General features: G+C 65.6%; 7 protein-coding genes. 5 read left to right on the forward strand and 2 right to left on the reverse strand.

Annotated features, from left to right (window positions below):
• Positions 1-155: 155 nt before the first annotated feature.
• Together DPQ23_RS15020 and DPQ23_RS15025 are read right to left on the reverse strand one after the other, a co-directional pair.
• Positions 156-569 (reverse strand): type II toxin-antitoxin system VapC family toxin, encoded by a 414-nt coding sequence (locus tag DPQ23_RS15020; RefSeq protein ID WP_205961487.1) that lies wholly within the window; start codon positions 567-569, stop codon positions 156-158.
• On the reverse strand, positions 535-783 hold the full coding sequence (locus DPQ23_RS15025) for an AbrB/MazE/SpoVT family DNA-binding domain-containing protein (protein WP_112875570.1): 249 nt from the start codon (positions 781-783) through the stop codon (positions 535-537). The genes DPQ23_RS15020 and DPQ23_RS15025 overlap by 35 nt, the downstream gene beginning before the upstream one ends.
• 550 nt (positions 784-1,333) lie before the next feature.
• Here DPQ23_RS15025 and DPQ23_RS15030 point away from each other — a divergent pair.
• The 5 genes from DPQ23_RS15030 to cysW form a co-directional block, all read left to right on the forward strand.
• The gene (locus DPQ23_RS15030; RefSeq protein WP_112875571.1) at positions 1,334-1,789 is read left to right on the forward strand and encodes an Rrf2 family transcriptional regulator; all 456 of its coding nucleotides are present in this window, start codon (positions 1,334-1,336) and stop codon (positions 1,787-1,789) included.
• 315 nt (positions 1,790-2,104) lie between these two features.
• Positions 2,105-3,091: a sulfate ABC transporter substrate-binding protein gene (locus DPQ23_RS15035; RefSeq protein ID WP_112875576.1), complete on the forward strand. Its 987-nt coding sequence runs from the start codon at positions 2,105-2,107 to the stop codon at positions 3,089-3,091.
• Entirely contained in the window at positions 3,088-3,927 is an 840-nt protein-coding gene (gene cysT, locus DPQ23_RS15040; protein ID WP_112875572.1) for a sulfate ABC transporter permease subunit CysT, read from the forward strand. The genes DPQ23_RS15035 and cysT overlap by 4 nt, the downstream gene beginning before the upstream one ends.
• Entirely contained in the window at positions 3,920-4,243 is a 324-nt protein-coding gene (locus tag DPQ23_RS15045; protein ID WP_112875573.1) for a hypothetical protein, read from the forward strand. Before cysT ends, DPQ23_RS15045 begins: the two co-directional genes overlap by 8 nt.
• On the forward strand, positions 4,236-5,109 hold an 874-nt coding region (gene cysW, locus DPQ23_RS15050; RefSeq protein WP_112875574.1), incomplete at its 3' end, for a sulfate ABC transporter permease subunit CysW. The genes DPQ23_RS15045 and cysW, both read left to right, overlap by 8 nt.

Raw genomic sequence — 5,109 nt, forward strand, 5'->3', positions numbered from 1 at the left:
TGATCTCCCTGGCGGTTGCCGCCGCCGGTTGGGTGGGTGAGACTTCACCCGGAGATTACGCCGCCTTCCAATTTCCACCACTTCCGAGACACGACTAGCGCATCTATCAACCCAGCGTCCACCACAGTGAAGGCCTGCGAGGGTCGCCGGCTCTGCTATCGGATCACCTCGACATCCACGCCGGCCTCGGCACCGGCCCAGGCCTGATCGGCGGTAACGGCAGGGGCGCCGAGCTCCGCCGCAAGAGCGAGACAGGCGCGGTCGCCGAGGGAAAGGTCGAGGGTGCGCGTGGCAGGCCGCAGATGACCCGTGGCATAGGCGTGAGCGGCCGTAAGCGGGCGGACATCGAGGTTGAGGCCTCCCAGGACGTCGTCCACCTCCTCCACGCTCAGACCCCGCTGTCGCAGCTTGGTGACGACCTCGGCCAGGTTCGCTGCTCCGATCACGGCCGAGGGCAAGACTTGCGCCACGCGCTCGGCTCCGGCTTCCCCGTTCAGCACGCACAGCAGTGCGGAGGAGTCGAGCACCACGACCCTATTCACGCTCGGCCTCGCGCCGACGGTCAGCAATCAGCTCCTCGGCCAGGGAGACACCTTCAGGCACATGGCGGCGCAGGATAGCCTGAGCCCGCGCGATGGCCTGGTTCAGCGATCGGACCCGCAGCTCACCGTCCTCAATGTCGAGGAGCACGGTATCGCCAGTCGCGATACCGAGCTCCCGCCGCATGGCCGCCGGGATGATGAGCTTGCCGCCTTCGATGATCTTGACCCGTTGCGCCGGCATGTCGGGCTACTCCTGAAGGTTCTTTTCCGCGCTGCGTATTAGGAAGCTACAATGGTATAGTTCGAACTGACAAGGCAGACGGGCGTGAGCATCCGAACTCATCATCATGGGACCAATTTCTTGCCAGTATACCTTATAATGCGTCCTTTTGGGTATGCCCCAACTGAACTGCGCGTCTTCGGATAGAGTGCTCCATATTCGGTCCGGCGCCTCGACTCCGGCGAACACGGCAGCCCCGGAGGCAGCTTGGCAGGGCCGGCCAGAGCCACCCGGCCGGTCAGCACGCCTGCTCCTTCCAGTTTCTGGATGCACTTCCAGCAGGACGTTGCGACAGCCCCCCTGGTCGGCAATCCGGCCAATCGGCTGAGGCGCGTCCTGCATCAGGGCCGCGACGATCTTGCGGTCGATGAGATCAAGCGCGGTCTTGGCGTTTTCTTGTCGCGGCCACATGGCTGGCATCTTGGCAGAATAATGTCTATTAAATGAGCCGTCTTTTATCGCGCTTCTGGCAACGCTTGCGGACCGCCCGGCGCCTGCCTACGGCTTGCTAATGATCACGCAGAAGATGAAATATGCGCTGAAGGCGCTGCTGGTGCTGGCGGACGAGGCAGCCTCGGAGTCGCCGCAGGCGCTGCCCATCGAGCAGGTCGCCAAGCGAGCCGGCACGCCCAAGCGGTTTCTGGAACATATCCTGCTCGAAATCCGGGATGCTGGGGTCATCTCATCCAAGCGCGGGCGGGCAGGGGGTTATGTACTGGTCAAGCGCCCGACCGAGGTGAAGCTGTCCGAGCTGCTGCGCCTGATCGATGGCCCGCTGGCGCCACTGCCCTGCCTGTCGCGCAGCGCCTATCAGCGTTGCCCCGACTGCACGGACGAGGAAACCTGCCGCATCCGAAAGACCTTTGCCGACGTGTTCTGGACCTATCTGCTGATCATCGATTCGCTGACGCTTGCCGACCTGGTGCGGTCGGGTGATCTCGCCAGCCGGGTCATCGCGGAACCCTGACGGGCGGGTGCCGCTGGCAGTCGGTCTGAACGGCGGACGATCCGCTTTTCCCCAGAAACCAACCTCCGAGTACAGAGAGCAGCGGTCCGCCCGCTTCGGGCCGGAGAGCAGTCTTCCATAATAACTACTAACTTGGACGTGATTTTTCTCTTGCTAAACACGACTTCATGGATAGATATTTCTGGCATGACGCACGGCCGTGGGCTGCGGCGCATGTTCAGGAGGACCGATCAGATGACCCGCCAGACTGTTGGCTCCATCGCCCCCCGCCCCGCCCCCTTGACGGCGGCCGAGATCCTGGCGCCCTTGCGGCGGATGCGCCCGCTGCTGACCTGGGGCGCGATCCTCGCCGCGGTCGCACTGAGTGTCGGGGAAAGCCGCGCCGAGACGCTGCTGAACGTCAGCTACGATCCGACGCGGGAACTGTATCGCGAGATCAACGCGGCCTTTAGCGACTACTGGACTGCGCAAGGCAACCCCGTCCCGCAGATCGAAGCGAGCCACGGCGGCTCGGGCGCGCAGGCGCGGTCGGTCGTGGACGGGCTGAACGCGCAGGTGGTGACACTGGCGCTAGCCTCGGACATCGACCGGATCGCCCAGGCTGGCAAGCTGCCCGCCGACTGGCAGGGCAAGCTGCCGCACAACTCGTCGCCCTATACCTCGACGGTCGTCTTCCTGGTCCGCGAAGGGAACCCCAAGGGCCTCACCGACTGGGGCGATCTGGTGGCAGAGGGCGTGCAGGTGATCACGCCCAACCCCAAAACCTCGGGCGGGGCGCGCTGGAACTATCTGGCGGCCTGGGCTTGGGCGGAACGCAACGGGCAGGACCCCAAGACGTTCGTGGGCCAACTGTTCAGGAACGTGCCGGTGCTGGATTCGGGCGCGCGGGGCGCAACCACGACATTCGCGCAGCGCGGCATCGGCGACGTGCTGCTGGCGTGGGAGAACGAGGCCTATCTGGCCCTGAAGGAACTGGGCGAGGACCAGTTCGACATCGTCGTGCCCTCGGTGTCCGTGCTGGCCGAGCCGCCGGTCGCCATTGTCGAGGCCAACATCGCCAATGACGAGCAGCGCAAGCTGGCCGAGGGCTACCTCGACTTCCTGTATTCGCCGCAGGGACAGGCGCTGGCCTACAGGCATTACTACCGTGCCTGGGACACATCGGCCGCAGCAGCCGAGGATGTGGCCCGTTTCCCGGAGATCGAGCTGGTGGACATCGCCCATTTCGGCGGATGGGCCAGGGTGCAGCCCGAGCATTTCGGCGATGGCGGCATCTTCGACCAGATCTATGTGCCGAAATGATCCGGCGTCCCTTCGTGCAACCATCCTCCATGCCGGGCTTCGGCATCGCCATGGGGATCACCATGGCCATGCTGTCGGTGATCGTGCTGCTGCCGATCGGCGCCCTGCTGCTGAAAGGCACTGACTTCGGCCTGGTCAACGTCTGGACCACGGTGAACCGCGAACGGGTCTGGACCGCGCTGTGGCTGTCCTTCCGCCTGTCCTTCCTGGCGGCGCTGTTCAACCTGGTTTTCGGGGTCGTGCTGGCCTGGGTGCTGGCGCGCTATGATTTCCCCGGCCGCCGACTGCTGGATGCGGCGGTGGACCTGCCCTTCGCCTTGCCCACCGCTGTCGCCGGCATTGCGCTGACGGCGCTGTATGCGCCGAACGGCGCCTTCGGCTCGGTCTTGGCAGAGGTAGGCGTCAAGGTCGCCTATACGCAATGGGGCATTCTGGTCGCGCTGATCTTCGTGGGCCTGCCCTTCGTGACCCGCACCGTGCAGCCGGTGATCGAGGAAATCGAGCGTGAAGTCGAGGAAGCCTCGGCCACCCTCGGCGCATCCCGTCTTCACACGCTGCGCCACGTGATCCTTCCGATGCTGGCGCCCGCAGCGCTGACGGGCTTTGCCTTGGCGCTGGCCCGCGCGGTCGGGGAATACGGGTCCGTCATCTTCATCGCCGGGAACATCCCGCTTCTGACCGAGATCGCGCCTCTGCTGATCGTGATCCAGCTTGAGGAATACAACTATGACGCCGCCGCGGCCATCGGCATCGCCATGCTGCTGATCTCCTTCGCAATGCTCCTGGCCATCAACCTCATCCAGATCTGGAGCCGCCGGAGGATCGGATATGTCTGACCACGCTTTTGCGTTCACGCCGCACGGCACACGGGCCATGCTGCCCGCAGGCGCCGGCCTTGTGTTGGGCATCGCGGCCGGGCTTGGCAGCTGGGTTCTTGCGCTGGCGGCCTGGCTTTCAGGTGCGGGCATCCTGTGGGCCGCGCTGACCCTGGTGCTGGCGCCTGCCGTCGCTCTGGTCCTCGCCCTGGCGACCGCGCAGGTGCTGTCGGTGGCCAACGCCTCGTTAGGCACGGCCCCGCACCTGCAGGGCACCACCCGTATCCGCGCCCGTGCCGCTGGCAGAGCCGCGCCGCAGAGGATCGCCCATGTCTGAGATTGCCCTTCCCCCGTCCGCCCGCACCCCCCGTGTGGTCCCGCACAGGTTCCGTGCGGCGACCAATGAGGCCCCCGCCGCCCGCCTGATCCTGATCCTGCTGTCGGCCCTTGGCATCGGCGCAATGGTGCTGGCACCGCTGGCCACCGTCTTCGCAGAAGCGCTGTCACGCGGGTTTGGCGCGGCCGTCGAAAGCCTGTCCGACCCGCAGGCGTGGTCGGCGATCCGGCTGACGCTGCTGGTCGCGACCATCGCCGTCCCGCTGAACGCGGTCTTCGGGCTGGCCGCTGCCTGGGCTATCACCAAGTTCGACTTTCGCGGCAAGGCCTTCCTGATCACGCTGATCGACCTGCCGTTTTCCGTCAGCCCTGTGGTCGCCGGGCTCTGCATCGTGCTGACGTTCGGCGCGAATTCGGTGATCGGCGGCTGGCTGGTGGCCCACGGCTTCCCCATCGTCTTCGCCCTGCCAGGCATCATCATGGCGACGATGTTCGTGACCTTCCCCTTCGTTGCGCGCGAGCTGATTCCCGTGATGATCGAGCAGGGCCGCGCCGAGGAGGAGGCTGCTCTGACCCTGGGCGCAAGCGGCTGGCGGGTCTTCCGCACCGTGACACTGCCCAACATCCGTTGGGCGCTGCTTTACGGCGTGCTGCTGTGCAACGCCCGGGCGATGGGGGAGTTCGGTGCCGTGGCCGTGGTATCGGGCAAGATCCGCGGCCAGACCGCGACGGTGCCGATCACCATCGAGATGCTTTACAACGAATACATGAGCGTCGCGGCCTTCTCGATGGCGGCGCTGCTGGCGCTGCTGGGGCTGGTGACGCTGCTGATCAAGACCTCGCTGGAAATCCGCCACGCCGATGCGC

Origin of the sequence: Paracoccus endophyticus (assembly GCF_003286075.1) — a bacterium.
GTDB lineage: Bacteria > Pseudomonadota > Alphaproteobacteria > Rhodobacterales > Rhodobacteraceae > Paracoccus > Paracoccus endophyticus.